Annotated in this window: 19 protein-coding genes; 10 read left to right on the forward strand and 9 right to left on the reverse strand. The window is 72.5% G+C overall.

All coding sequences use genetic code 11. The annotated features are described in order from the left end of the window. Positions 1–27: 27 nt before the first annotated feature. Genes ACWDRR_RS04005 through drmB form a run of 4 tightly spaced genes read left to right on the forward strand, consistent with a single transcriptional unit; the run spans position 28 to position 11,826 of the window. A complete protein-coding gene (locus ACWDRR_RS04005; RefSeq protein ID WP_449770603.1) occupies positions 28–4,794 on the forward strand; it encodes a DEAD/DEAH box helicase in 4,767 nt (1,588 codons plus the stop codon). After that, positions 4,791–6,704 carry a UvrD-helicase domain-containing protein gene (locus ACWDRR_RS04010; protein WP_449770604.1) on the forward strand — a complete coding sequence of 638 codons (1,914 nt, stop codon included), beginning with the start codon at positions 4,791–4,793 and terminating at the stop codon, positions 6,702–6,704. The genes ACWDRR_RS04005 and ACWDRR_RS04010 overlap by 4 nt, the downstream gene beginning before the upstream one ends. Then, positions 6,701–9,964 (forward strand): helicase-related protein, encoded by a 3,264-nt coding sequence (locus ACWDRR_RS04015; RefSeq protein WP_449770605.1) that lies wholly within the window; start codon positions 6,701–6,703, stop codon positions 9,962–9,964. The genes ACWDRR_RS04010 and ACWDRR_RS04015 overlap by 4 nt, the downstream gene beginning before the upstream one ends. Then, positions 9,961–11,826: a DrmB family protein gene (gene drmB, locus ACWDRR_RS04020; RefSeq protein WP_449770606.1), complete on the forward strand. Its 1,866-nt coding sequence runs from the start codon at positions 9,961–9,963 to the stop codon at positions 11,824–11,826. Before ACWDRR_RS04015 ends, drmB begins: the two co-directional genes overlap by 4 nt. A gap of 53 nt (positions 11,827–11,879) precedes the next feature. On the opposite strand, the gene ACWDRR_RS04025 is transcribed toward drmB, so the two are convergent. Both ACWDRR_RS04025 and ACWDRR_RS04030 read right to left on the reverse strand, forming a co-directional pair. Next, positions 11,880–12,887, reverse strand: a complete 1,008-nt coding sequence (locus tag ACWDRR_RS04025) for a DNA cytosine methyltransferase (protein WP_449770607.1) — start codon at positions 12,885–12,887, stop codon at positions 11,880–11,882. A gap of 233 nt (positions 12,888–13,120) precedes the next feature. After that, positions 13,121–13,876 carry a hypothetical protein gene (locus ACWDRR_RS04030; RefSeq protein ID WP_449770608.1) on the reverse strand — a complete coding sequence of 252 codons (756 nt, stop codon included), beginning with the start codon at positions 13,874–13,876 and terminating at the stop codon, positions 13,121–13,123. A 487-nt stretch (positions 13,877–14,363) separates the two neighbouring features. Here ACWDRR_RS04030 and ACWDRR_RS04035 point away from each other — a divergent pair, with 487 nt between their 5' ends. Then, on the forward strand, positions 14,364–14,825 hold the full coding sequence (locus ACWDRR_RS04035; RefSeq protein ID WP_449770609.1) for a PIG-L deacetylase family protein: 462 nt from the start codon (positions 14,364–14,366) through the stop codon (positions 14,823–14,825). Positions 14,826–14,872: 47 nt separating this feature from the next. Continuing rightward, on the forward strand, positions 14,873–15,466 hold the full coding sequence (gene folE, locus ACWDRR_RS04040; protein ID WP_449770610.1) for a GTP cyclohydrolase I: 594 nt from the start codon (positions 14,873–14,875) through the stop codon (positions 15,464–15,466). Positions 15,467–16,040: 574 nt separating this feature from the next. Here folE and ACWDRR_RS04045 read toward each other — a convergent pair. Together ACWDRR_RS04045 and ACWDRR_RS04050 are read right to left on the reverse strand one after the other, a co-directional pair. Beyond that, positions 16,041–16,922, reverse strand: coding sequence for a hypothetical protein (locus ACWDRR_RS04045; RefSeq protein ID WP_449770611.1), 882 nt, complete (start codon positions 16,920–16,922; stop codon positions 16,041–16,043). Next, positions 16,919–17,581, reverse strand: a complete 663-nt coding sequence (locus tag ACWDRR_RS04050; RefSeq protein WP_449770612.1) for an RNA polymerase sigma factor — start codon at positions 17,579–17,581, stop codon at positions 16,919–16,921. The genes ACWDRR_RS04045 and ACWDRR_RS04050 overlap by 4 nt, the downstream gene beginning before the upstream one ends. A gap of 1,024 nt (positions 17,582–18,605) precedes the next feature. Between ACWDRR_RS04050 and ACWDRR_RS04055 the strand changes: the two genes are divergently transcribed. Next, positions 18,606–18,863, forward strand: coding sequence for a hypothetical protein (locus ACWDRR_RS04055; protein WP_449770613.1), 258 nt, complete (start codon positions 18,606–18,608; stop codon positions 18,861–18,863). A gap of 167 nt (positions 18,864–19,030) precedes the next feature. Here ACWDRR_RS04055 and ACWDRR_RS04060 read toward each other — a convergent pair whose 3' ends face one another. From ACWDRR_RS04060 to rpe, 3 genes are all read right to left on the reverse strand, one after another. Further along, positions 19,031–19,990 carry a pirin family protein gene (locus tag ACWDRR_RS04060; protein ID WP_449770614.1) on the reverse strand — a complete coding sequence of 320 codons (960 nt, stop codon included), beginning with the start codon at positions 19,988–19,990 and terminating at the stop codon, positions 19,031–19,033. Positions 19,991–20,134: 144 nt separating this feature from the next. Next, positions 20,135–21,124, reverse strand: coding sequence for an alpha/beta hydrolase (locus ACWDRR_RS04065; RefSeq protein ID WP_449770615.1), 990 nt, complete (start codon positions 21,122–21,124; stop codon positions 20,135–20,137). Positions 21,125–21,440: 316 nt separating this feature from the next. Further along, positions 21,441–22,124 carry a ribulose-phosphate 3-epimerase gene (gene rpe / locus ACWDRR_RS04070; RefSeq protein WP_449770616.1) on the reverse strand — a complete coding sequence of 228 codons (684 nt, stop codon included), beginning with the start codon at positions 22,122–22,124 and terminating at the stop codon, positions 21,441–21,443. Positions 22,125–22,497: 373 nt separating this feature from the next. On the opposite strand from rpe, the gene ACWDRR_RS04075 reads away from it, so the two are divergent. Beyond that, on the forward strand, positions 22,498–23,355 hold the full coding sequence (locus ACWDRR_RS04075; protein ID WP_449770617.1) for an SCO6745 family protein: 858 nt from the start codon (positions 22,498–22,500) through the stop codon (positions 23,353–23,355). Between the two features lie 103 nt (positions 23,356–23,458). Here ACWDRR_RS04075 and ACWDRR_RS04080 read toward each other — a convergent pair whose 3' ends face one another. Beyond that, on the reverse strand, positions 23,459–23,590 hold the full coding sequence (locus tag ACWDRR_RS04080; RefSeq protein WP_449770618.1) for a hypothetical protein: 132 nt from the start codon (positions 23,588–23,590) through the stop codon (positions 23,459–23,461). Between ACWDRR_RS04080 and ACWDRR_RS04085 the strand changes: the two genes are divergently transcribed. Then, positions 23,589–24,383 carry a hypothetical protein gene (locus tag ACWDRR_RS04085; RefSeq protein WP_449770619.1) on the forward strand — a complete coding sequence of 265 codons (795 nt, stop codon included), beginning with the start codon at positions 23,589–23,591 and terminating at the stop codon, positions 24,381–24,383. The genes ACWDRR_RS04080 and ACWDRR_RS04085 overlap by 2 nt on opposite strands. 12 nt (positions 24,384–24,395) lie before the next feature. Here ACWDRR_RS04085 and ACWDRR_RS04090 read toward each other — a convergent pair whose 3' ends face one another. Continuing rightward, a complete protein-coding gene (locus ACWDRR_RS04090) occupies positions 24,396–25,148 on the reverse strand; it encodes a C39 family peptidase (RefSeq protein WP_449770620.1) in 753 nt (250 codons plus the stop codon). Between the two features lie 179 nt (positions 25,149–25,327). On the opposite strand from ACWDRR_RS04090, the gene ACWDRR_RS04095 reads away from it, so the two are divergent. Continuing rightward, complete coding sequence (locus tag ACWDRR_RS04095) at positions 25,328–26,626, forward strand: SUKH-4 family immunity protein (RefSeq protein WP_449770621.1); 1,299 nt, start codon at positions 25,328–25,330, stop codon at positions 26,624–26,626. Positions 26,627–26,811 lie beyond the last annotated feature (185 nt).

The raw sequence follows: 26,811 nt of genomic DNA on the forward strand, positions 1-26,811 counted from the left end.
CCCACCACATCCGAAGTGGAAACATTCGTGGCCGATCCGCAGTTCCCGGTGATCCGTACCGTCGTCGAGCAGTCCCTCCGCGTCCTGGAGACCTACGGCATCGATCCGGGCCTGATCCCCGAACACGCCAACGGCGAACGCCGCATCACCCAGGGCGGGTACGGCGACCGGCAGCTCTTCGAGCTCGTCCAGAACGCGGCCGACGAGCTGCGCGGCGAGCCCGGCGGCCGGATCCACGTCGTCCTCACCGGCACCCATCTGTACTGCGCCAACCAGGGCGACCCCGTGACGTCCGAGGGTGCCGAGACCATCCTTCGCATGAGCATGTCCCGCAAGCGCGGCGGACAGATCGGCCGGTTCGGCGTGGGTGTGAAGTCGGTCCTGGTGGTGACCGACGCGCCCGAATTCTTCAGCAGCGGAGGGAGTTTCGGCTTCGACCGCGCCTGGTCGCACGAGTTGATCCGGAACGTCCCCGGCGTTCGCGAGCGGCTCGGCGAGGAGTTCGAGGCGCCCGTCCTGCGGATGGCCCGCGAGCTGGACATGGCAGCAGAGCGCCGCCGGGATCCCGTACTGGACGAGCTGCTCGAGTGGGCCACCACGGTGGTCCGCCTCCCGCTGCTCCCCGGCGCCGCCGACCGGCTGGGCAAGGACATGCACGGCCACCAGGGCGTGGCCGGCCACGACGCCCGCGAGGAGTTCCCCTCGGGCTTCCACCTGTTCTCCCCGCACGTGGGCCAGGTGGTACTGGAGGACTGCCGGCCGGGCCGGGTCGCGCGCCGTGCCCTCCGGTCCGAGCAGGACGGCAGCCTGCACACGATCCACGAGGAGCGCGTCGGCAAGCAGCCGGCGAGCTCGCAGTGGCGGGTCTTCACCGTCGCCCACGAGCCGACCGAGGCCGCCCGCCGCGACGCCGGCGAACTGCACGACCGGGTCTCCATCGACCTGGCCTGGGCGGTTCCGGCCTACCGCGCCGACGACAAGACCGGGGTGCTCAGCGCGGCCGACGCCCGCGGCCGGGGCCGGTTCTGGTCGTTCTTCCCGACCAAGTACGAGATGACCCTCAGCGGCATCCTGAACGGTGCCTGGAAGACCAACGAGGACCGGCAGAACCTGCTCGACTCCTCGCCGTTCAACGTCGAGATGATCCGGGTCGCGGCCCGCCTGGTGGTCGAGTCGCTGCCCGAGCTCGCCCCGGCGGAGGACCCTGGCGCGTACCTCCCGCTGCTGCCCGGTCGCAGCAAGGGCGTGGAGACGATCAGTTGGGCCGACCGTCTGCTCACCGAGCAGATCTGGGCCGCCGCGGCGGCGCGCCCGTCGCTGCCCGACCAGGACGGTGTGCTGCGCACACCCCGTGACCTGAACATCCATCCCGACCTGGGCAAGGACAGCAGCGCGGTCAACCGCTGGCTGCGGATCTGGCACGCGTACGCCGGCCGCCCTCGCGACTGGGTGCACCCCTCGGTCGAGGTCACAGACCTGCGGTCGGGCAAGGTCCAGCACATCCTGGCCGCCGCCGGGCGGCAGCGTGCCTCGGTCGTCGCGTGGTTGGAGGCGCTGGCCTCGGACGGCTCGGCGCAGGCCTCGGCGGCCGCCATCCGGATCGTCGCCGACATGATCGCTTCGAACGCCGCCTGTGCCACCGAGGCCCGGAAGGCGAGGATCGTCCTCACCGAGGAGCACGGGCTGGTCGCCCCGCTGGGCAGCCTGGTCTACCGGCGCACCGAGGAGGACGGACTGCGGGAGTCGCTGGTCTACGTCGACCGCGCCCTGTCCGACGACCCGTCGCTCTCCTCCGCCCTCACCACTCTCGGCATCCAGGAGGCCGACCTCCGGGGGCGTTTCGTCAGCGTCCTCGACCAGGGCTTCGCCGCGTACGGCCCGCAGGAGTGGACCCGCTTCTGGGAGCTGTTCCACCAGGCGGGTTCCTCGGTGGTGGGCCACGAGGTGACCGGCCGCATTCCGGCGCCCGCGGACACCCTGATGGTGCGCACCGCGGACGGTCGCTTCCGTCTCGTCCGCGACTGCCTGCTTCCCGGCGTCGTCGTCACCGCGGAGAGCGACCCCGAGATCGCGGTGGACATGCGCTTCCACTCCGACGACACCGGCTTCTTCCGCGAGTTGGGCCTGCGGGACCGGCCGACCTCCGGCCACCGACCCGTGGAGGAGCCCTGGTTCGAGGAGTACCGGGAGACCCTGCACAAGGCCTACTGCCGCAAGCTCGACGACCGGGCGAGCCGGCCCACCCTGGCCAGGACCAGGATCGAGGGCTCTCCTGTCGGCGGGCCGCTGCACCTGCTGCCCCGGCTCTCGGAGGAGGCCCGCGCGGCCTTCCTCCAGGCGCTGCCCGATGACGCCCTGATCGAGAGCTGGACGCTGCAGATCGGAGCACAGGCCAGCACGCGCCAGTCCGTGGTCTCCCCGATCCGCTGGATGCTCGGTCGGCACGGTCGGGTGAAGACCTCGCAGGGGCTCAAGCTCCTCAAGGAGGCGGTGGGCCCCCAACTCGACGCGTACCGTGACGTGCTCCCGGTGGCGTCGCTCAGTACGGAGAAGGCGCGCAAGCTGGGACTCGCGAGCAGCGTCGAGAAGGTCCGCGCGCAGCAGTGGGAGCAGCTCCTCGGGAAGCTGCAGGAGAGCGAGGACGACGCCTTCGTCGGCTCCACCTACGCCCTGCTGACCCGACTGGAGATCGACTTCCCCGAAGACTCGCTGACCCGCTGCCGGGTCGGCGACGCCTGGGACACCCGGGAGGACGGCGAGATCGCCGTCGCCGCCGACCCGGACGAGTACCGCTCGCTGCGCGCCGAGCGGGTGCCGGCACTGCTGATGCCGGACCGGGAGTCCGCCGAGCTCATGATCGAGCGCTGGGGCATGCTGCGCCACGACGACGTCGTCAGTCGGGAGACCCGACACGAGTCGACCGTGGAACCGGTCCCGTTGGTCGAGGAGTTCCCGACGCTGCGCCAGAAGATGGGCAGCTCGGCCGGCACGTACACGTTGCTGCGCTGCTCCGCTCTGGAGGAGGTGGTCCGCACCCCGCACGGCGCCCGGGCGAAGTCCCTGGAGAGTGCGCGCCAGGGCAACGTGATCAAGGTCCTGGACTCCCTGGACCGGCTCGGCGCGCTCCGCGCCGTGGACCGGGAGCTGGGCCTGCGCATGGGCGAGACGGGCTGCCGGGCGGTTCTGGACGCCCAGACCCGCCAGGAGCAGGACGAGGAGGTGCGATCCACGCTGAAGGCGATCCGCGGAGCCGAGGACGTGACGGCCAAGCTGGAGCTGCTGATCGGGGCGCAGGCGCTGCGCGACCGGCTCCCCGCCGGGCTCCTGGAGGCCGAGCGCCAGGAGTCCGACGGTGCCGAGCCGTCCGGCCGTCGGATCGCCCAGATGGCGTTCAACGCCCACGGCGACACCGTGCTCAAGATCCACGCCCGCGACATCCTGGAGCGTTTCCCGAGCGCTCCTTCCTCCTACACCGGCGGTCCGTCGGCGGTCTCCTTCGTCGCCGACCTCGGTCTTCCCGCGCCCTTCGCCGGCTACCGGGCCCCGGCCCTCGAACAGAGCCTGACCGTGGAGGGTCCCCGGGACTTCCCGCGCCTGCACGACTACCAGGAGCGGCTCGCCCTCAACATCTTCGAGATGCTCGACCGGTTCACCCCGCAGCGCGCCATGCTGTCGCTGCCCACCGGCGCGGGCAAGACGCGCGTCACCGCCGAGGCGGTCATCCGCTGGGTCAAGCAGACCGGTGCCCTCAAGGGGCCCATCCTGTGGATCGCCCAGACCGAGGAGCTGTGCGAACAGGCCGTGCAGAGCTGGCAGTTCGTCTGGAGCAAGGCGGGGGCACAGGACCGGCTGACCATCAACCGGCTGTGGACCTCGAACGAGGCCGCCGCGGTCTCCGACGGGCCGCAGCTCGTGGTGGCCACCGACGCCAAGCTGCAGGTCTGCCTGGACACCGACCGGTACGCCTGGCTCCGCGCCGCCGCGCTGGTGGTGGTGGACGAGGCGCACGTGGCGACCAGCCCGAGCTACACCGAGATCCTGAGCCTGCTCGGCCTGACCCAGCACCGCACCGAGCGGCACCTGCTCGGCCTCACCGCCACCCCGTTCCGAGGCCACAACGAGGAGGAGACCCGGCGGCTGGTCAACCGGTTCGGCGCGCGCCGGCTGGACGAGGGTGTCTTCCCCTCCGGCGACGCCTACGGGCACCTCCAGGAGCTGGGCGTGCTCGCCCGGGTGGAGCACAAGGAGCTGATCGGCGGCACCATCGAGTTGGACCGCCAGGAACGGGCGAGCGCCGAGCAGTTCAGCCTGCTCTCGAAGGCCGCCGAACAGCGGCTGGCCGACGACCACGACCGCAGCCGTCGGATCATCGCAGAGATCGCGGCGATGGACGACGACTGGCCGGTGCTGGTGTTCGCCACCTCGGTGGAGCACGCGAAGTATCTGGCTGCCAGGCTGGCGGACGGGGAGATCTCCGCCTCCTCGGTGGACGCCACCACCTCCGACAACGACCGTCGCGCCCGCATCCGGGACTTCCGCGACGGCCGGGTGCGGGTGCTCACCAACTACGGCGTCCTCACCCAGGGATTCGACGCCCCCGCCACCCGCGCGGTGGTCGTCGCCCGGCCCGTCTACAGTCCGAACGTGTACCAGCAGATGATCGGGCGCGGTCTGCGCGGCCCGCGCAACGGCGGCAAGGACACCTGCCTGATCCTCAACGTCCGCGACAACATCCGGAACTTCGACACTGCCCTGGCCTTCACCGCGTTCGAGCACCTCTGGAGCAAGAAGTGACCCTCCCCTCCGAGGACGACCCGGTCCTCACGGCCGAGCAACAGGCCGTCGTGGACCGGCCCTGGGACACTCGCCTGCTGGTCACCGCCGGGGCGGGCACGGGCAAGACGCACACCCTGGTGCGCCGCATGGACACGCTCGTCGGCCACGCCGACCCGGACGAGGCCCTGGAGGCCGGCGAGCTGCTGGTGCTCAGCTTCTCCCGCGCCGCCGTCCGCGAGCTTCGGGACCGAATCGCCCGGCACGGTGAGCACGCCCGGCGGGTGCGGGTGCAGACCTTCGACTCGTGGGCGTACTCGCTGCTGGTGCAGGCGTACCCGGACGGCGAGTGGTCGGCGCTGTCGTTCGACGAGCGCATCCGAGCCGCCACCGACGCGATCGAGAAGGGCGCGCTGGAGTCCCTGGAGGCCGGTCCGCCGGCCCACCTGATCGTCGACGAGGTGCAGGACCTGGTGGGTGCGCGCCGGGAGATGGTGGAATCGCTGCTCGACCGCCTGCAGGACACCTGCGGATTCACCCTCGTCGGCGACCCCGCCCAGGCGATCTACGACTTCCAGATCCAGGACCCGGAGGAGTACGCCGACCGTACCGACCTCTTCCTCCGCTGGGTGCGCGCCTCCTACGCCGAGGACCTGGTGGAGCTGGCGCTGACGCGGAACTTCCGGGCCGCCACGCCCGAAGCGCGCACGGCACTCCCGCTCGGCCGTGCCGTCCAGGGCATCGGCAGTGCCCCCGGCGCCGACGCGGCGGCCGAACGGCTCCACGGCGAGCTGCGCGAACTGCTGCTCGACCTCCCCGACCTGGGCCTGCTCACCGACTCGTTCACCCTCGACTCGCTGCGCTCCTTCCCCGGCACCTGCGCGATCCTGACCCGCGACAACCGGCAGGCCCTGCTCGTCTCGCAACTGCTGCAGGAACAGGGCGTACCGCATGCGCTGCGCCGCTCGCTCCAGGACCGTCCGGTGCCCCACTGGGTGGCCGAGCTGCTGCGCCGCACCGAGGCCGCCACCCTCACCGAGGCACGGCTGCGCGAACTGCTCCTCGCGATGCCACTGCCCGAGGGCACCGACCCGGACCGGGTGTGGCGGTCCCTTCGCGGGGCGGCCCGCGGCAACGGACGGGGCACCCTCGACGTGGCGCGGCTGCGCGGGCTGGTAGCGGAGCGCCGGTTCCCGGACGAGCTGGCCGACCCGGAGCTTGCCCGGCTGATCGTGTCCACGGTGCACCGTTCCAAGGGATTGGAGTTCGACCGGGTGGTGCTCCTCACCCCGCCGACCGTGACCGAACTGCGTCGACAGGACAACGAGCTCGACACGCCCGCCGAGGCCCGCGCGCTCTACGTCGCGATGACCCGGGCCCGCGAGGACCTGTACCGGATCGCGGCGCCCGTGACCGCGACGCTGCTCAAGCACAGGCCAACCGGCCGCTGGTACCGAGGTGTCCTCAACCCACGCCTCAGGTGGCGCCGCGACGGCATCGAGGTGCGGGCCGGCGACGTCTGCACACGGGAACCGGCCGACGCCGCACACGACGCCCCCGCCGCCCAGTCGCACCTGCTGGAACGGGTGCGGCCGGGGGACGCGGTGACGTTCCGACTGCGCGACGCCCTCCCCCGGGGCCCGGAGCAGAGTCCCGGGTACGCGTTGCTGCACGAGGGACGGGAGATCGGGGACGCCTCCGAGGTCTTCAGATGCCACCTGTACGCGGTTCTGAAGGTGGGCCCGACCTGGGACATCCGGTGGCCCGAGGAGATCTCCGGCCTGCGCGTCGACTGCCTGGAATCGGTCGCGGGCAGCACTGCCGCCGGGGCCAACGCCGGCCTCGGCGACCGCGGGGTGTGGATCGCCCCGCGCATCAGCGGAATCGGACGGTTCCGGCACTTCGCCGGCGCCGAGGAGGAGCAGGAATGACCATCCACGCAGGGCGGCACGCCGCGCACTACGCGGTCCGCGAAGACCTGGTGGCCCGGCTCCGCCGGGAACTGCTGGGCCCCGACGCCGACGACTCGGCCGAGGACCGCGCCGAGGTCTTGGACCAGGACGCGCCGATCACCCGTTACCCCGTCGGCGTGCTCTTCCCCCGCCCCGCCGACGCCGACGCCCGCCTGCGCGTCCGTGAGGACTCCGCCGAGGCGGACGGCCTGGACGAGGAACCCGTCACCGGGGCGGGCGGCCCGGACGAGTCCGGCTCGGTTGCCGAGCGCCCGAACGCCGGTGACCGGCGTCCCTCCGCCGTCGGCCTGACCTTCGCGGTCGACCTCGACGAGGCGCGGGAGATCGTGGTATCGGCGCGCGCCGCGGTCTACGAACCGGAGGACGCCGAAGGACGCAAGGTCTCGGCCCGGCGCAGCGAGGCCCGCACCACCTCCGACCAGTGGGAACGCTGGCACCGGAGGGAGTTGGACCTGCCGGACACCACGATCGACGTCACGCAGCCGGGCCGCGGCGCGTCCCGGGACCTCCTCGACGGGACGGCACGGTTGGAGGTCCACGTGCGCCGCCCGGCACCGGAGACCGGCACCGTCACCGTCACCGTCGCCCTGGTCAACGTCCGCAAGGTGGGCGAACGGGAGCTCCAGGACGCCTTCGCCCTCTTCCAGACCGGTCTGACGGTCCGCGCCGCCGACGGGTCCAGCGCCTTCGTGGAACGTCCCGCCGCCCTGGCCGCCGTGGACGCGGAGCTGGAGGCCGGCCGGCTGCTGCACCGGCACGCCCCGACCTTCGCCGCCGGCCACGGCTGTGCGGCGGTCTGGGACTGGACCCCCGCCTCGGTCGGGCTCACCGACATGCGGCACGCGGCCGTGGCGGAAGTCCGCACCGAGTTCGTGCCCACCCACGAGGTGCTGCTCACCGACTCCAACCCGGAGATCGACGATCAGGCGCTCACCATGCTCGGCCTCGCGGAGGCCCCCGACGCCGAGGTGATCGCCGCGCTGGAAGGGCTGGCAGCGGGCTACGAACGGTGGATCGGACGGAAGCGGGACGAGGCCGCGGCGCTCGCGGACACCCCGTACGACCAGGCCGCGTCCGCGGCGATCCGCTCCTGCGGTGAGGCCCTGGAGCGGATCCGGGAGGGCATCGCGCTGCTCCGTGACAAGCCCGATCTGATGCGCGCCTTCCGCCTGGCCAACCGGGCCATGGCGACCCAGCGGGCCCGTAGCGACTGGGTCCGCAACGGCCGGAACGGCGAGCCGGACCTGGCGGCCGCGCGCTGGCGCCCCTTCCAGATCTCCTTCGTGCTGCTCTGCCTGGCCGGGGTGGACGACCCGAAGCATCCCGACCGCAGTATCTCCGACCTGCTGTGGTTCCCGACCGGTGGTGGCAAGACCGAGGCGTACCTGGGTCTGATCGCACTGACCACCTTCCTTCGCCGGATGCGGCTGGGACCGGCGGGCGGCGGAGTCACCGTCCTGATGCGCTACACCTTGCGCCTCCTGACCCTCCAGCAGTTCGAGCGAGCCGCCATCCTGATCTGCGCCATGGAGCGGATGCGTCGCGAGAACCCCGCCGAGCTGGGCGACGAGGAGATCTCGCTCGGCATGTGGGTGGGGCGGTCCGCCACCCCGAACAGCCTGAAGGCGGCCGCCGAACAGCTCGGCGCGGCCCGTGCCGGTCGGGTACTCCAGAAGGAGAACCCGGTCCAGCTGCACGCCTGCCCGTGGTGCGGCTCCGCCCTCGACGCCCACCACTACTCGGTCGACGAGGAGGCCGTCCGGATGGACGTGCGCTGCCCCGGACCGAGCTGCGCGTTCTCCGACGGACTGCCCGTGCACCTGGTCGACCAGACCGTCTACCGGGCCCGGCCGACCCTGGTCATCGCCACCGTCGACAAGTTCGCCTCGATGCCTTGGCGGAAGGACACCGCCGCCCTGTTCAACCGGGACCGGCAGGACTCCACCCCGCCCCCGGAGCTGATCGTGCAGGACGAGCTGCACCTGATCTCCGGTCCGCTCGGCACCCTGACCGGTCTCTACGAGACCGCCGTCGACATGCTCGCCGACCGCCCCAAGGTGATCGCCTCGACCGCGACCATCCGCCGGGCCGCCGAGCAGGGCAGGGCGCTGTTCTCCCGCGAGGTGCGGCAGTTCCCGCCGGCCGGCCTGGACGCCCGGGATTCCTGGTTCGCCGTCGAGACCGCTGCCGCCGAGAAGGCGTCCCGCCGCTACGTGGGTCTGCTCGCTCCCGGGACCAGCCAGTCGACCCTGTTGATCCGCACCTATGCCACGCTGCTCCACCAGGCGATGAGGGCCGACACCACCGACAGGGTGCGCGACGCCTACTGGACCCTGGTCGGCTACTTCAACAGCCTGCGGCTGCTGTCCGCCGCCGAACTCCAGGTCCACGACGACGTCGTGGCGTACCTGGAACACCTCGCGGACCGGGACGGCTGCAAGCCCCGCCCCGTCGACAACTACTCCGAACTGACCAGTCGGGTCGACGCCAGCGACATCCCGGCCCGTCTGAAGCAGATCGAGCGACGCTTCCCGGACGGGGACGCCGCGGACGTCCTCCTGGCCACCAACATGATCGCCGTCGGCGTGGACGTGAACCGGCTCGGCCTGATGGCCGTCATGGGCCAGCCGCAGACCACCGCCGAGTACATCCAGGCCACCAGCCGGGTCGGCCGCGCGCACCCCGGCCTGGTGGCGGTGATGCTCAACGCGGGCCGCTCCCGGGACCGCTCCCACTACGAGAACTTCCAGCACTTCCACTCCGCGCTCTACCGCGAGGTCGAGTCCACCTCGGTCACCCCGTTCTCGGCCCGTGCACGCGCCCGGGGCCTGCACGCGGTGATCGTCGCCCTCGCCCGCATCCTGATCCCCGCCGCCCGCGAGAACGAGAACGCGGGGGACATCGACCTCTTCCTGGACGAGCTGAGGGAGACGATCCGCCCGAGGATCCTCGAACGGGTCGAGCAGGTCTCCCCGCCGGAGACCGCCGCCAAGGAGGTCGCCCACGTGGCTGCCGCCTTCGACGAGTTCGTCGACTGGTGGTACGGCGAGGCCGAGGCCCACAACGGCCTGTTCTACGAGCCCAAGCGCGGAAACCCCACCCGCTCGCTGCTCAAGCCGTTCAATGACGCCCTGGAGGACGTCGAGGCGTGGGAGACCCTGTGGTCCCTTCGCGACGTCGACGCCGAGTCCGCCCTCTTCGTGGAGGCATCACGATGACCCCGCCCCCTTCCCGCCGCCGTCGCACCGGCGCCGGCTCCGCCGCACCGGCCCGCACCCTGCCCCGCCGCGGGGCGGTCCGCCGAGCTCAGGCCATCACGACCTACGGTGTGGGCTCGTTGATCGCCGTGGACCAGGAGTCGTTCATCGTCTCGGGCATCGACGACGCGCAGGAGCAGTGGCCGCGCGACGAAGCCCCCGTGATCCACGAGCCCCGCCTCGCCCGGGTGCTGGGCGTGAGCCACTTCCGGCTCCCGCCCGCCTCCGACGACGACAGCCGCGACGGCGTCCGGGTCCGGCGCTTCCCGCTGTGGCACCACTGCCCCGGGTGCCACGCGCTGGACCACGTCCGGAAGTTCAATTCCCCGGCGGGGCGCAACGAGTGCGGCGAGTGCGCCGAGGTCCTGGTGCCCTCCCGCTTCGTGGTGGCCTGCGAGGACGGGCACCTCTCCGACTTCCCGTACTGGACGTGGCTGCATCGGGGGCGCCGCGGCGACGGCGAGGCCGGTTTCTGCGGCGGCCGGATGAGCCTTCGGTCCTCGGGCCGCACCTCCTCGCTCCGCTCGGTGGTGCTCTCCTGTTCCTGCGGAGTGCCCGAGGTGTCCATGGAGGGCTCCTTCCGGGCCGGTGCCCTCAAGGAGCTGCACATCGGTTGCCGGGGCGAGCGTCCGTGGTTGAAGGATGCCCCCAAGGACGCCTGCCCCCTGACGCCCCGGACCCTGCAGCGCGGCTCCTCCTCCGTGTGGCAGCCGGTGCTCCGCTCGGCCCTGTCCATCCCCCCATGGAGCGACACCCGGGTCCAGGCGCTGGGCAAGCACTGGGAGAAGCTCCGCGCCTGCTCCACCCTCGCCGAGATCGGGATCCATCTGGGCTACATCTTCCAGGGCTCCCGCCCCCCGGTGACCCCCGAGCAGGTGGTGGAACTGCTCTCCGCGATGGAAGCCGAGGACCTCGACGGCGAGGAGGGTCTCGAGCTCGACCAGGAGCAGCGCTACCGCGCCCTGCGCGAGGTGGAGTACGAGCGCCTGTGCATGGGGAACCCGGAGGAATCCGGCGGTCACACCGAGCAGTTCGTCTGTGACCCCCCGACGGGCGACCCGAAGCCGCCGGCCGGCCTCGGGCTGGCCCGACCGATGCTGGTGAAGAAGCTTCGCGAGGTCCGCGCTCTCAAGGCGTTCACCCGGGTGATCGATCCCGAGACCTCGCACGAGGGCCACGAGGCGGCACTCTCCCTGACCCCCACCGACTGGTTGCCCGCCATGGAGGTCCACGGCGAGGGTGTCTTCCTCCGGTTCGACGAGGAGCGGGTCGACGCCTGGGCCGAACTGCCCGCCGTGGCCGCACGCGTCGAGCGCATCCGACACCGACACCAGCGGGTCCTCGCCGAGCGGGCCTCGGACCCGACCCGGGTCCCGGTCTCCCCCGCCACCCCGCGCATGGCGCTGCTGCACACCTTCGCGCACGTGATGATCAACGAGTGGAGCCTGGACTCCGGCTACCCGGCCGCCTCGCTCCGCGAGCGGATCTACTCGGGCGAGACGATGGCCGGTGTGCTGATCTACACGGCCACCAGCGACTCGGCCGGCAGCCTCGGCGGCCTGGTCGCCCAGGGCGAGATCGACCGCCTCGCGCGGGCCGTGCACTCGGCGGTGCATCGGGCCGAATGGTGTTCCGCCGACCCGCTCTGCATCGAGACCGAGACCTCGGGTGCGGGCGGTACCAACCTGGCGGCCTGCCACGCCTGCGTCATGCTTCCGGAGACCAGTTGCGAGCACAACAACGGCCTGCTCGACCGGGCGCTCCTGGTCGGCACCCCGGAGGACCCGTCGATCGGCTTCTTCTCGCACCTGCTCGGCCGGTGAGCCTCAGGAAGTGACACGGGGTGGGACCGCCGCGTGTGCCGTCCCACCCCGGCTCACCGGTGCTCCTGATCCGTCGGGCGCCCGAGCGCCGTCCGGATCGCAAGCCCGAGGGCCCGGCTCACCGGGGGCGGCGAAGCCTGGCCCACTTGGCGGTAGCGGGCGGTCTTGCCGCCGGCGAAGGCCCAGTCCGCCGGAAAGCCCTGGAGCCGCGCCGTTTGCTCGACGGTCAGCGGCGTCATCTCCTTGACTCCGAGTGAGGCGTCCCAGGGGAAGTCGGGTCCGGGGACCTCGTCGGCGACGGTACCGCCGTTCACGCGCATCCGAGCCCAGGCCCGCTTCGACCCGGTCAACCCCAGATCCGCCCCACCACGCTTCCAGGAGCCCCCGACCAACGTCGGGGCGACCCGGTCGGCCTGCGCGGCCCAGGCGGTCGCGTGGGGCCAGCCACGTGCGCCCATGGAGGTGCCCAGCGCCTCCCCCACGGTGATCGGCGGCGCGGTTTCGGGCGCCGGCTCGACGAAGCCGTCCATGGCGTCCCCCTTCAGCGCCACCAGGATCCCTTGCTTACGGTCCTGCGGGACGCCGTGGTGCATCGCGTTGAGGACGAACCACCGGTGCCGGTATCCGAGGTGCTCCAGCTCGGCCGCGACGGTCGTGCGGATGGGGTCGAACGCGGGCTTGGTGGCCAGCTCGGGAAGGTTTTCGATGAGCAGGGCCCGCGGCCGTACGGCGTGCATGAGCATGATCGTCACCTCGAGGAGCCGGAGCTCCTCGGTGCTGTCCTCGCGTTTCACCGCGGCGCTCGCCTTCACCCGGGGCAGGCCAGCGGCCAGCAGGTCCACGTCGTAGACCATCTGATGGTCCAACGGGTCGAAGTCCAGCAGGTCGGTTTCGAGGACCTTCCAGTCGGGACGGTTCAGCCGTAGGGTCTCGCAGGCCACGGGTCGATTGTCCAGGAGCAGAACGGGGTCGAAGCCCGCCTGCTCAAGGCCGAGCGCGAGGCCCCCTGCACCGGCGCACACGGCGAGGCAGCTGAGGCGTTCGGGGTGGGGTTGCTCCATGATCACCGTTCGTGCTCGTCGGGAGAGAGTGACCCGAGCGGGCCCCCCGAGCGTCGATGATCGCATCTCCCATGGGCAGCAGTCGACGGTTGTGACGCACACGACGCACTCCCGGAAACCGCCGACAACACCGGTTGCACCGTATTCGAACATCTTTGCTTCGACGATCCGGCCAGGTCCGGTCCGGAGCGATCGTCCCCGATCGTCGACCGGACCGGACGCCGGATCGATCCTCAGCCGGCCTGCGGAACGGGGACCCGGGTGGGGGTGGGGTCGAGGGGGTGGGTGGCGGCGAAGCCGATGGCGAGGAGGAGGTAGCAGCCGAGGGTGAGCCAGGCGGAGGAGAGGCTGGCGGTGGCGCGGGCGTCGAAGAGGAGCACGGCCCGGACGGCGTCGACGACATGGCGAGCGAGGAGCAGGGCGCCGAGGTCAGCCAGGGTGGAGGGCATGGCCTCGACGGGCATAGCGCCGCCGGAGGTGGGGGCGCCGAACAGGGTGACCAGCAGTAGGGCCAGCAGCTGGCCCGGGGTGCCGAGCGCCGCGACCAGGCAGAGGGTCGGGGCGGCGACGGTGACGGTGGTGCCGATCGAGAGCAGCCAGAGCTGGAACAGGTGCGCGGTGTCGAGGCCGAGCAGGCTGGCGGCGGTGGCGAGGACCGCGGTGCCGCTGAGCACGGCGGCTCCGGCGCGGATGCCGGCCTTGGCGAGCAGGGTCTGGGTGCGGGAGATCGGTGCGGACAGCTGGAGCACACGCTTCGGGCCGAGTTCCATCGAGAGGTAGCCGAGGGCGACGTCCAGGCCGGTGGTGACCATGATGGCAGAGAGCAGTCCGGCCAGCAGCAGCATGATCGCGTAGTACAGGGGCAGGGTGCCGCCGCCGGACTTCGCCGGGACGGGGTGGCCGGGGACAGTGGTGACCTGGACGGGGTCGGCGAGCAGCAGGCGCAGCGCCGGGGCCGAGCCGGGCTCGCGATCGTCTGGGTACCGCACCGGGCGGCGTGTGCCTGTTCGGCGACCGGCAGCGGCCACTGCAAGTGGTCGACCTGGAGTGGACGGCGACCCCGGTCACGCCTGCTCAGCTCGGCCTCCGCCCCCGGCCGCTGGTCGGGTTGGCTCAGGCCCAGGCCGCTGTCGAAGGAGTGGGAGTGGGCGGTCTCGGGCGCCGAACGCCGTCCCTACCCGTGGGGCGAAGATGAACCGGACGAGAGCCGGGCGAATCTGCACGACGTCTGCGGGCGGCGCACTCCCCTCGACTCCCACCCGCGCGGGCGGACACCGACCGGGCTGTGGGACATGGCGGGCAACTGATGGGAGTGGACCGCGTCGAAGACGATCGGCGGCGGGTTCGTCATCCGCGGGGGTTCCTACAACTCCTCTCCGCTGTACGCCAGGCGCACGTTCCCGAACGCCGCGCCGGCCGAGTCCACCTCGCCAGGCATCGGCTTCCGGGTGGTGAGACCCGCGTGATCGGCACCTCGTGATCACGGGCTGCTCCCACCGCAAGGCACCGGAGGCCGGCCGGACTGGTCCTGCCCTGCTGCAGCAACTCCTGCTGGAGAAGCGCCCCGAGATCCTTATCACCCACCCGCTCGACGACGTCCACCCCGAACACCGGACCATCGCCGCCACCGTGCTCGCGGCCGTCCCCGAACCCCGAATCGCCACCGGGTACCCGAACCGCTTCTACACCTGCGACACCTACAACTCGCTCGCCCTCGGCGGACCGGTGCGCGCCGACGTGATCGTGGACGCCACCGCGACCTTCGACACCAAAATGGCCGCCCTGAGCGAGCACGCGAGCCAGCCGATCGCGCAGCATTTCGGCCCGATGGCCGAGACCCTCGGCCGGCTCTGGGGCGCCCGGATCGGCGCCGCGTGCGGCGAAGCGTTCACCGCCGTCCCGATCCTCGGCTGCCTGCCCGGCGCCACCCACCTCTGACACGCCGCACTTCTCGCCTTCCGTCAACTCACCCCCAAGGGACGACCATGACGTCCATACCCGTGCACGCCCCGCGCCGGCCCGTCGACCGCCCGCGCGTCGAAGAGCTGACCCGCCAGCTCCTGCTCGCCCTCGGCGAGGACCCCGACCGCGGCGGCCTCAAGGACACACCCCGCCGGTTCGCCGATTGGTGGGGCGAATTCCTCGGCCTCGACCCCGGCCGTCTCACCACCACCTTCGCCCAGGAAGGGCAGTACGGCGGCTTCGTCCTGCTGAGCGGCATCGAGGTGTGGAGCGTCTGCGAGCACCACCTGCTCCCGTTCCGCCTCGACGTCTCCGTCGCCTACACACCGGACGCCGCCGTCCTCGGCCTGTCCAAGCTGGTTCGGCACTTGGAGGCCCACACTCACGCCCTCCAGCTCCAGGAACGCATCACCCGTGACGTCGCCCACGACCTCGCCAAGGCCGCCGGCGCCGACGACGTCGCCGTGTTCACCACGGGCGAGCACCTGTGCATGAGCATGCGCGGCGTCAAAGCCACCGCGGTCCGCACCACCACCATGTGCCGACTCGGCCACACCGAGAGCGACCCCGCCCTGGCCTCCCGAATCGAACGCCTCGCGCTGCCCGTCCGCGCGTAGCCAATGCGGCACCGACGTCGGACCCATGTGCCCACGGGGCCCCTCTTCCAACGGCCCCCGAAGGAAGTGCGCCGGACCGCGCCCACCTGTCAATCAGCCGCCAATTCGGCATAACCACAGGTGCGATCTCTCCTCGATCACCTGCGCGGGGACGCCGTGGCCCATTCCTGACGCAGGCGTCGGCCTTCACTCGGCAGGCGCCCACGCCGCGGCCGCCGCCCCATGCTCTGGGACGGCGGCCTCCACCGTGCTCACTGGACCGGTCGCGGATCCCGCCGTGGCTAGGGCAGCAGCTGTCCGAGCAGCCTCACCAGGAGTGAGAACCGCAGGGGGATTCCACAGCCGGACGCCCCGAGGTGATCACACAGCTCCTTCTCATGACGTCCCGACGATGGCACCCCGTACCGGCCGCGACCCCTAGAAGAATTAGGGGTAGTCACTTGTTCGAATATTCCGCTCCGTCACACCCACCGCCGAGCACGACGGGCCGCGGACATCGCGCCGCGTCGCGGTCGGCGGGCAGTGGGACCGGGCGGGAGGGCCGTGTCCGGCCCACTGGCAGCCGGACCTGCGCTCAGCGGTGCCCGGCCAGCTCCTCCAGCCGGCTGGCGAGCCGGGGGCCGGGGCGGCGGGCGATGCCGTCGAAGTTGGCGGCGTAGGCGGGGTCGGCGTGCACGACCAGGCGGTCGACCTCGTGGACGAGGCCGGCGGCGGGCTGGGTGTTCTCGGCCGGGTGCCAGGGCGGCATGACGGCCGTGATCACCTTGAAGTAGCCGGGCAGCGGGGGCACGGCAGGCGGCAGACCCGGTGTGCCGGGTGCGGCAAGGCAGCCCTGGGTGAACCAGAAGCTCGCCTTGTCGAGTTCGCCGTGCTCCAGGTGCTGAAGGTAGATGGCGAAGGCTGCGGTCCGGTCGCCGGCCCCGGCGGCGATCTTCCACCAGAAGGCGGCGGAGAGCGGGTGGCCGGCCAGGTGGAGCAGGCAGCCGAAGATCCTGGCTCCCTCGATCTCCAGGTCGGCGTCGGGGTCGAAGACCGTGATGGGGCCGTCGTCGTTACGGGCGAAGCGGGCCAGCATGGCCAGCGCCTTGGGCCCGGTGAGCGCGGAGCGGGAGAGCGAGTTCAGGCCGAGGCGGGCCCGGTTGTAGTGGTGCCACCAGTCGGGTTCCCGGTAGCAGCCGGCCTGGTGGCGCGCGACGTCCTCGGCGATCCGCCGCAGGGCGGCACCCAGGCCCGGTCCGCCGGCCGGGAACTCGGTGGGCGGGGGGTCGGCCTCGCGCTCGGCGAGGATCAGGTCAACCGCCACCGCCCGGTCACCGGTCGCCTCGTATCCGGCCGGCCAGGCGTGAGTTCCGGTCGCGGTGTCGGTGTGGAGTTCGAGTTCGAGGTCGTGGTCGGCGAGCCGGCGCCCGGGACGCGGGGTGTTCCGCTCCGGGGGTCCGGCAAGTGGCTCGGTCACCGGCGGTCTCCTTTGCTGCGGGTCGTGGGGGGCTTCAGGAGGTTCAACGGGCGCAGCTCCTCGTCGAGCTGGTCCATGGCGCGCCGCAGGTCGCGGTCCACCGTGCTCGGGTGCGTCCCCAAGAACCAGGCGATGAAGTGGCTGGAACGCCCGGCCGCCTTCAGGGCAACTATGTCGAACTGACGCTGGGTGAGGACCCGGAGTCGGGCGAGGAGGTGGGTCATCGGGTCCCAGTCCTCGGCCTTCTCGCTGCCGATCTCCTCGGTGGGCAGTGCCGCGCGCATCTGCTCCAGGATGGTGCGCAACCGATCGAGGCGGGCGACGAGCTGCGGGTTGCGCTCGATGGTGCGGACCTCGACGCGGATGGCGTGGCAGAGCATGCCCCAGGCGGTGACCACGACATCGGGGCCAGCCAGGAGCTGGTGCCAGTGGATCGCGATCTCCACGAGGACCTCGTGGACCACCTTCTCCGCGGCCTCCGGACCGCCGAGGACTTCCTCGGCGAAGCGCAGGTAGGAGGCGCGGTGGGTGAGGACGAAGGCCTCGTAGTCCACGGGCATCCCGTCCACCGGCAGTTCCACGGCCGCACCGAACATGCCGGTGTCGGGGTCGTCGCCGGGGTCGGGGCCTACGGCGAACGGGAGGGAGTCGTCGTTCACTCACGCCTCCCGGTGGCGGCCGGAGCGCGGACGGGCCGCGCGGCGGCGGCCGCGGGGAGCCGCGTGGCACGCTGCGCGGCGGCCGGGGATGCACAGGAGCGGGGCGATCTTCATGAGGGAGACCTTTTGTGGCTAATACGGCGTCACCTTGCGTTCGCCGTGGTCCGCTTCGGACCTGCGAACAGGAAATCAGCCGACCCGCTTCTTTCACGCACCCCAGGCGAACCAATTTCACCCAGAGATCAACATTCACCACCAAAAGTAACTACTCCCTGGTGGACTAGGCCAATGCGAGGCCATCTCCGCCGACGGCGCGCCGGCCGCCGATCGCCGCGATAAACACGGAGAGTGATGAATGGAACGCCTAATGCGACCGACGCCACAGCGCTCCGGTCAGCGACCTGCCGGAGCGAATCCGATCGGCGCCGACAGGAACGGTCAGCGGGGCCGGACCAGAAAATCCAGTTCCGCCGACCAGCATGTCGCGACTGCGTTCGGCACACGGTGACGGTCGAGCTGAACAGCAGCCCGCCGGACAGCATGGAGACCGAGGTCGACACGACCGACCCGGACCCCCAGGTGGCCATCGACCCCGGAGGCTGACACCAACTCCCGCAGCGGCCCCGACCGGCACTCTTGTCGACCGAGCGACCGGCGCCGGTCGCTTCCTCCTCGACCCGTCGAAGAGATACCGCCGCATGGAGCAGGCCCCGGCACCAGCACTCGAAACCCTCGCAGCCTTCCACGCAACCCGCTGACCGTGTTCACCCCACCAGCCACAAGCAGGGCCGGGGCGCCGCCCCCCGTCGTCCGAACGCTCGGCGCCGATGCGTTCCGCACAGACGTGCTGGCCACCGGCGGACTGAACGACCGCCTCGGCTCCCGCAGCATGCTGCAACACAGCAAGGTTCCGCCGCGCCAGTGACAGCGGCACATCCATGATCCGCTTCAGGGCGAACGAGCCGGCTGCCGCGTCCAGCTTCCAGTTCCCGTTCATCAAGCCGTCCGACAGGAAGCAGCACTCGTGGATCTCGCCCAGCCCGAAGGAGTCGCCGAGCGTCGCCAGATCCACAGTGATCTCGCTACAGCGCACCCATCGGGGGCCGCGCGGCGCCGCCACCACAACGACGCAGACTTTCGGAGCAGCAAACTGATCCTGGTGCAGTCCGAGCCACAGCGAAGTCGGCTCGGTCAAGCGGTGGCCGACCAGGCCGAATCTGCCACTGACGATCAGTCAGAAAAGCCAGCAGAAAGTCAGCATCAGTACGAGCAGACCTTGTGAAACGCGCGTAGACCTGAGAATCGACGCACCCGTGCCTTGCCTCCCGAGGAGGCAGGCACGGGAAGCGGAACTCGTCCTGCGACCGCCCTTCCAATGCGCTTCGGATGCCGGAACAGTCCAGTCGACAGCGACCGGAGCAGGTGCTTCATCCGATGCATATTCCCAGGTCAGCGCACTCGACCGCGGGCCTTCAGAGGGATGTCGGGGAGGGCCGGGGCGTGGAGGCGGGCGCCGTCGTAGCCGTGGACCTCGCCGAAGCGAATTCCCTTTTCCCAGTCGTTCCGTGCTTGTACGATCTCCTCACCGGATCGGCCGATGAAGTTCCACCACATGACCAGCTTCTCCTCGAACGGCTCGCCGCCGAGGAGGAGGACGGCGGCGTCGGTGCGGGCGAGGAGGGGGAGTTCGCGGCGGTCGCTGCCGAGGTAGAGCATCGAGCCCGGTTCGACGCGGACGCCGTCGACGTCGACGCTGCCGGACATGGAGAGCACGGCGTACTCGAAGCCGGGCTCCAGGGGGAGCTTGAGGTCGGCGCCCTCGGCGAGGGCGAGGTCGGCGCCGACCAGGGGGGTGTAGGCGGTGCCGGGGGAGGTCGCGGTGTCGAGGCTGCCCAGGATGACGGTGCCGCGCAGGCCGGGGGCGGTGACGACGGGCAGGTCGGCGTGGTGCTCGAAGGCGGGGGCGGTGTGCCGGTGGGCGTCCGGGAGGGCGACCCAGAGCTGGGCGCCCTCCAGGTAGCGGGCGTGCGCGCGCGGGGACTCCTCGGAGTGGGAGATCGCCCGGCCGGAGGTCATCAGGCCCAACTCGTAGGGGCGGACGGTCTGCAGGCTGCCGAGGCTGTCGCGGTGCAGGACCTCGCCCTGGTGGAGCCAGCTGACCGTCTGCAGGCCCATGTGCGGGTGCGGCGGGACCTGCATGCCGGGTTCGTCGGCGATGTCATCGGGGCCGTAGTGGTCGACGAAGCACCACGCGCCGACCATCCGGCGGCCGAGGTTGGGCAGCAGGCGGCGCACCACGGTGCTCTCGCCGAGCGGGACCTGACGTCCGGTCAGCAGTTCGCGGACCGGTCCGCCGCCGGACTCGCCGCCGCAACTGGTCGCAGCGGGCTTCTGGTCGAGGTTGCTCATGTCGCGGATCCACCACCGTACGGGTCGGGGCCGGCCGGGGACGTGCGGTCCGGGGCCGGAGGGCATCGGCAACGATCATCCATCAACCGGGCGCGTTCCTCCACCTACGGCGGGCACGGCCCCGGCAACCGCCCGCCGGGGCCGTCAGCCGGCGCCGCGACCCGCCAGGGCGTGGCCGAGGAAGGCGACCGCGTCCGGCAGGACCTTGCGCCAGTACGCCGCGTCGTGCACCCCGGGGGTGAAGCGGGCCTGGACGGTGTCGCCGGCCAGCTTGCGGGCCGCGTCGCAGAACGGGTCCTCGGTGCCGCACCAGACGCCGATCGGGCGGCCGTGCGGCTGGTCCTGGTGGAGCAGCGGCTCGTTCTCGCGCCAGTCGGCCTCGTCCTTGAAGACGCCCACCGCCTTGGCGTCCCCCCAGCTGCGGAACAGCGCCGGGCTGAGCACCGCGACCGGGCCGAAGCCGGCGCCCCGGTTGCGGGCGTAGCGGAGCGAGCCGAAACCGCCCATCGATATGCCCATCGCCGCCTCGGGCGCGCGCAACCCCTGCTTGGCGAGCCAGCCCGGCAGCTCGTCCAGCAGCATCTTCTGCGGGTCGTCGCCGGACGGCGTGCGCCGCCAGTAGGTGGCGTCGCCGCCGTCGACGGCGACCACCGCGAACGGGGGGACGCCGGCCGCGATCGCGGCGACCAGGATCTGCGGCAGCCCGAGGTCGGTCCACGCCTGGGCGGTGGCGCCGCGCCCGTGCAGGGCGACGCAGACCGGCAGGTCGGCCGGGCGGGCGATGCCCTGCGGAACGATCGTGATCATCTTCACCGCGGCGCCGTTGCGGGCCGCCGAGCGCTGCTCCTCGTTGCGGAGCGAGGGGACGACGGAGGCGGCGGGGGACGACGGCGCCGCCGTACCCGTGGGCGCCGTGGCCGTGGACGTGCCGGCGCCGGAGGGCGTGCCCGGGCCGTCGGATCCGCCGGGGGTCGCAGGGTCCGACGAGCCGCCGGACAGGGCCACCGCCGTACCGGTGCCGACGACGGCCAGGCCGCCGAGGCCTAGGCCGGCCCTGAGCAGCCGGCGCCGCCCCAGCGTCCCGGGGCCGAACGTTCCTGCGGGCCCGGCGGGAGCCCCGGGAGCCCCCGGCACGCCCGCCCCGATCACGGGCGGCACAGCGGGCGGCGGCGGCGAAGCGGGCAGCGGCGGTACTGCGGGCGGCGGCGGGACCGCCGCGGCACGCACCCCGGCGCCCGCGACGGCACCCGCTCCGGCACGCACCCCGGTGCCCGCACCTGCGCCCGCGCCCACTCCGACGTGCCCACTCCCCTGGTGCTCCAGGTCCACGGTTCTCCCCTCCGACAGTCAGCCAGCACTGTACGTCGGGCCGGCCCGTCGGGCCGCACCGTGTGCGTCACAGCTGATCAACAACTCGTCACCGCAGGTCGGGGGCGGTGTCCCCGGTCCTTCAGTGCTTGCAGGCCCACCAGGCATCCGCGGTCGCCGCGTCCGCGAGCCCGCGCAGCTTGGTGACGGCCTCGGCCGGGTCCTGGGCGCCGTACACCGCCGAGCCGGCCACGAAGACGTCCGCGCCCGCCTCGGCGCAGCGCTCGATGGTGCTCGCCGAGACCCCGCCGTCCACCTGCAGCCACAGCTCCAGGCCGTGCTTGTCGATCAGCTGCCGGGTGCGGCGGATCTTCGGCAGCATGATGTCGAGGAACGCCTGGCCGCCGAAGCCCGGCTCGACCGTCATGATCAGCAGCATGTCCAACTCGGGCAGCAGGTCCTCGTAGGGCTCGATCGGCGTGGCCGGCCGGAGCGCCATGGACGCGCGGGCGCCCTTGGCGCGGATCTCGCGGGCGAGGCGGACGGGCGCCGCCGCCGCCTCGACGTGGAAGGTGACGGAGCCGGCGCCGGCCTCGACGTACTGCGGGGCCCAGCGGTCCGGCTCCTCGATCATCAGGTGGCAGTCGAGCGGGGTGTCGGTGGCGCGGGCCAGTGCCTCGACCACCGGGACGCCCAGGGTCAGGTTGGGCACGAAGTGGTTGTCCATCACGTCCACGTGCAGCCAGTCCGAGCCCCTGACGGCCTCGGCCTCGTCGGCGAGCCGGGCGAAGTCCGCGGACAGGATGCTGGGGTTGATCTGCGCCATTTCCGATGCTTCCTACGAGGGTTCCGGCGCCGGGAGCGGGCACCTCTCCCCATCATCTCGCGGGGAGTCGGCGGGAACTGAACGGCGGGACCTCCCCGTGACCCGCATCACACCCGCGCGAGGGTTACCGTGACCGCCGCCGTGGTCATCAGCCCTGTGCAACCCGGCGTTCGCGGCTCCGGCCACCCTCGTTCCCGCTCCATTTCCACCACACACCCTCCGCACGGTCCGCACCACAGCTCCCCAGCCACGGCTCGGCAGCGGCCCCCGCCGACGCCGACCGCGTCCGCCCCGCTGTCGCCCCTCACCCTCCGACCCGCTCCCTCCAGCTCTCGCACCCACCCTCCGCGCTCCCTTCGAGGAAGGTCTTCCGTTGGCCGATCTGGTCCATCCCGCCCGAGCCCTGTGGTGGCTCTTCGAGCCGGTGCACGCCGTCACCTACTTCTCGCCCGAGGGCCGCGCGGCGTTCGAGGACGCCGGTCTGCGCGGCGGCTGGCGCGGCTACTTCGCCGGCCGGGCGGCGCCGTTGGGCGCGGTCGACGCGCCGCCGGTGATCGCCACCTTCTTCAACTTCGCGCCCTCGGCGGTGGAGCGCGCCCTGCCGGACGTCTGGAAGCTGGTGGACCCGGACACCGCCCTGGCCGCCCGGGTCGAGGGCTCGTCGGCGGCGCTCGCCCGGCTGCTGGAGCACGTGGAGCCGGCGCAGGTCGAGCTGGTGGCCGACCTGCTGGAGCGGGCCGTCAGCCGGCTGGACTGCGCGGGCCGGGTGCTGGCCGCCGCCAACGCGGCCGTCCCCCGCCCGGCCGGGCTGTACGGGCGCCTCTGGCAGGCCGCCACCGTGATGCGCGAGCACCGCGGCGACGGCCATGTCGCCGCGCTGGTCTCCGCCGGACTGGACGGTTGCGAGGCGCTGGTGGTGCGCTGCGCGCTGGACGTGCGCCGGGAGGTGCTGCAACCGCTGCGCGGCTGGACCGACGAGGAGTGGGCGGCCGCCACCGCCCGCCTGGTGGAGCGCGGTTGGCTGACCGAGCGCGGCACCATCACCGAATGCGGCCGGATCCGCCACCAGTCCCTGGAGGCCGCCACCGACCTGGCCGCCGCCCGGGTCTGGGAGAGCCACCCGCGCGCCGAGCTCGACCGGCTCGCCGCCGCCCTCACGCCGATCTCCGCGCTCTGTCGCAGCTCGCTGCCGCCGATCAACCCGATCGGGCTGCCGGCCACGACGGCCTGACGCCCCGCCACCCGAACACCCAGACATCCGGACAACCGGACACCCGGACAGCCCGACAGCCCGACAGCCGAACACCCGGGCCCCCCGGACCCCCGGAGCCCGATCACCTGCCACCCGAGGTGATCGGGCCGGCCGGCTCGACGAACACCACCCGCGCGCCGGGACAGCAGGAGGACGCCCCTGCCTCCGGCTTCTCGTTGACACCGCCCCGGACCGTCCCGACGATGGTCCCCATGCGTTTTCTTCGGCGGCTGCGCGCGGATCTCTCGACCGGTCAGAACCTGGAGATCTACACGACCGCCCTGCTCTCCCTGGTGCTGGCCGTCCTCGGGGTCCTCGGCACGGTCGGCAGCGAGGTCCTGTCGGCCGCCGTGCTCGCGACGCTGGCCCTGCTGGCCGGCGGCATGCTGGTCAGCCGCCGGCAGGTGGCCGAGCTGACCGCCGAGGTGCGCGCCCGGGGCAGGGGGGAGGTCGCCGCCGCGGACTTCCTCGGCACGGACAAGGCGGGCCTGGTCGAGCAGGTGCGCACCGCGCAGGACATCCGGATCGTCGGAGTGACGCTCTCCCGCACGGTGCGCAACCTGGTGGACGAACTCCAGCGCCGGGCCGTCGCCGGGGCCGTGGTCAAGGTGGCGCTGATCGACCCGGCCGGTTCCGCCCCCGAGGAGGCGGCCCGCCGCAGCACGATCCCCGAGCGGGCCGAGATGTACCGCAACCGGCTGCGCTCGTCCGTCGACCTGCTCCGCGAACTCGCCGAGACACCCGGCGTAGAGGGCAGGGTGGAGGTCCGCTTCCTCGGCTTCGTCCCGGCGTTCGGACTGCTCCTGCTCGATCCGCAGCGGCCGGGCGGCCGGATACACGTCGACATCTACTCGCACAGCTCGGCCAGCGGGGACGCCGTGTTCACCGTCCTGCCGCACCGTGACGACCCGTGGTTCGAGCACTTCCGGACCGAGTTCGACAGCGTCTGGGAGCACGGCCGGCCGGCCGGCGCCTCGGACGGCTTCCCCCCGGCCCCGGGGACATGAGCCGGAGCCCGGTCAACTCCCGGACTCCTGCGCCCCTTCCGCCTCCTGCGCCCCTTCCGCCTGCTGCGTTACTTCCGCTCCTTCCGCCTCCTCCGCCGCCGGCCCTCCCCCATCGGCCGGCCGGGCGAGCTCCGGCGGGCCGAGCACGATCCCCCGGCCGGAGTAGAACCGGTCGAACCGCCGCCAGGGCACATGCGCGTAGGCCTGCGACTCCCCCGCGAACCCGGACGGGTTGTGGATCACCAGCGCCGTACCGGTGACGCCCACCGCCAGCACCAGGTGGCCGCCGCGCCGGTGCGGCTCGGGGCCCTCCGGTTCGCGGATCTCGGGGTGCACGGACAGCATCACCAACCGCCCGGCGGACACCTCCGCCGCCACCTCCTCGGCCGTCAACTCCCGTGCCTGCGCGGCCAGCCCCCACCGCTCGCGGACGTACGCGGCGAACGGCGTGTGGATCAGCCCGTGCAGCCGCTCGCCGTCCCGCTCGTACGCGCCGGCCGCCAGGCACTCCGCCGCCAGCGCGACCTGCGGCGGCGCCACACCCCACCAGCGGTCGAGCGCCATCCGCAGGCACGCCACCCCGCACAGCCGCCAGGACCAGTACGCGTACTCCTCGGGCGTGGCCGCCCCCGACTGCCCCCAGCGCGGATCGTCCGCCGCGCCCACCGACCCGTCGATGATCTCCCGCACCAGCTCCGGGGACTCCCACTGCGCGTAGTACGGCACCTCGTGCACCACGGCCGCCCGGCCGCCGCCTTCCACCATGCCCAGACGCTCTCACGCCGCTCCGCCGCCACGGGCCCACGACACTCGGACCGGGTGCGGCCTCGTCACCGGGTGCGGCGTCGTCACCGGGTGCGGCGTCGTCACCGGCTGCGCCGGGATTGTCAGTGGTGGCCGCTAGGTTCGACCGGGATCGTCGGGTTGGGGAGGAGTGGCCGGGCATGAGCATCGAGGCGCACGAGGACGGGCGCCTGCGCCTGGAGTCGGCAGGCCTGCCGGAGGAGTTGTCCCACCGGCCCAGCCGGGCCTTCCTGACCGGGGAGGGGCTGCCCGGGAGGGGCGCCTTCCTGGACTTCGCCGCCCTGGACGCACCCCCGCTGGGGGCGCTCGGCGCGGGCCCGGCGGAGCGGCTGTTCGTCCTCGGCGAGACCGGGTACGTCGCCGCCACCGACTACGAGGGCGACGCCGTCCTGCTGGACGGGGCGACGGGCGAGGTCTTCCTCGCCGCCCGGCGTCGCGGCACCCGCCACGACGGGCTGCGCCGCGATCTGATCGCCTCCAGCCTGTCCGCGCTGGTCGAGCTGATGCGTGAGGTCGACGCGGTGGCCGTGGCGGCGGCGGAGCCCGCCGCGCTCGACGGGCGCCGGGGGCCGGCGGTGGTCGCGGAGGTGGTCGGGGTGGCCCGGCGGCGGATGCGCGCGATCGACCCGGACCTGTACGACCGCGCCGACGACGCTCCCCCGCACTGGGACACGGCCCTGCTGGTGCGCTCCCTCTCCTGGGGCGCGCTCCCCGGCGGGCCGGGCGCGCTCGCGTACGAGCTCGGGGCGGAGCTGGTCGAGGACCTCGCCGCACTCGGGGCCGACGGGCTGGTCCGCCGCTACCGTCCGGAGGAGCTGCCCCGCGGGCTCACCCACGCACCGACCAGGCGGCTGCTCTCCGAGATCGGACTGCCGCTCGGCGGCGGGCTGTTGACCGTCTCCGACGACGAACCGCTGCGCACCATGGCCGAGGCCTACCCGGAGCACTTCGCCCCGGACGACGGCCCCGACGACGGCCCGGAAGACACCCCGGAGGCGCCCACGGACGGCACCCCCGGCGCACCCACGGCCGGTGCTCCGGGCGACGGCCCCGACGCCTCCCCGCAGAACCGCGACCACCAGCGCGACCACCTCGCCGTCGGCGACTGGCCCTACGACCTCGTGATAGCCCTCGACGGCGCCACCGGCCGGCTGGAGCTGCCCGACTGGAACGAGGTCGGCGAGCCCGAGGCCTACCTCAACCGGGACTTGTCCGCCCTGCTGTACTCGCTCTGGGTCTGCGAGCGACTGCGCGCCGAGTGGCGCCGCTGGGAGTACGGGCGCGCGGCCGGCAGTTGGGAGGTCTTCGACCCGCAGTCACTGCTGAGCGGCGTGGTCGAGGAGATCGTCGCCGCCATCGACCCGGAGGCCTTCGCGACCCCGGGCCACTCCTGGCAACTCCTCGCCGACGACGCGCACATGGGCGGCCTGCTGAACTGACCACGGGCCGCCCCGGCCACCACCACCGCCCCCACCAACGCTACGCGGCGGTCTCCGCCCCGGACCCCTTCCCCGGTACCGCCCCGGGCTCCTCACCCTCCGCCGACCCCGAACCCGAACCCGAACCCGAACCCGAACCCGAACCCCCTGCCGCCGGCGACCCCGCCGCCGACCCCGAAGCCGTC

It is taken from the genome of Kitasatospora sp. NPDC003701, assembly GCF_053587085.1.

Coding starts and splice junctions, on each gene's coding strand:
- ACWDRR_RS04060 (WP_449770614.1), bottom strand. CDS start 19,990: ATGAGCAACCTCGACCAGAAGCCCGCTGCGACCAGTTGCGGCGGCGAG.
- ACWDRR_RS04025 (WP_449770607.1), bottom strand. CDS start 12,887: ATGGAGCAACCCCACCCCGAACGCCTCAGCTGCCTCGCCGTGTGCGCC.
- ACWDRR_RS04015 (WP_449770605.1), top strand. CDS start 6,701: ATGACCATCCACGCAGGGCGGCACGCCGCGCACTACGCGGTCCGCGAA.
- ACWDRR_RS04095 (WP_449770621.1), top strand. CDS start 25,328: ATGAGCATCGAGGCGCACGAGGACGGGCGCCTGCGCCTGGAGTCGGCA.
- ACWDRR_RS04090 (WP_449770620.1), bottom strand. CDS start 25,148: ATGGTGGAAGGCGGCGGCCGGGCGGCCGTGGTGCACGAGGTGCCGTAC.
- folE (WP_449770610.1), top strand. CDS start 14,873: ATGACGTCCATACCCGTGCACGCCCCGCGCCGGCCCGTCGACCGCCCG.
- drmB (WP_449770606.1), top strand. CDS start 9,961: ATGACCCCGCCCCCTTCCCGCCGCCGTCGCACCGGCGCCGGCTCCGCC.
- rpe (WP_449770616.1), bottom strand. CDS start 22,124: ATGGCGCAGATCAACCCCAGCATCCTGTCCGCGGACTTCGCCCGGCTC.
- ACWDRR_RS04085 (WP_449770619.1), top strand. CDS start 23,589: ATGCGTTTTCTTCGGCGGCTGCGCGCGGATCTCTCGACCGGTCAGAAC.
- ACWDRR_RS04080 (WP_449770618.1), bottom strand. CDS start 23,590: ATGGGGACCATCGTCGGGACGGTCCGGGGCGGTGTCAACGAGAAGCCG.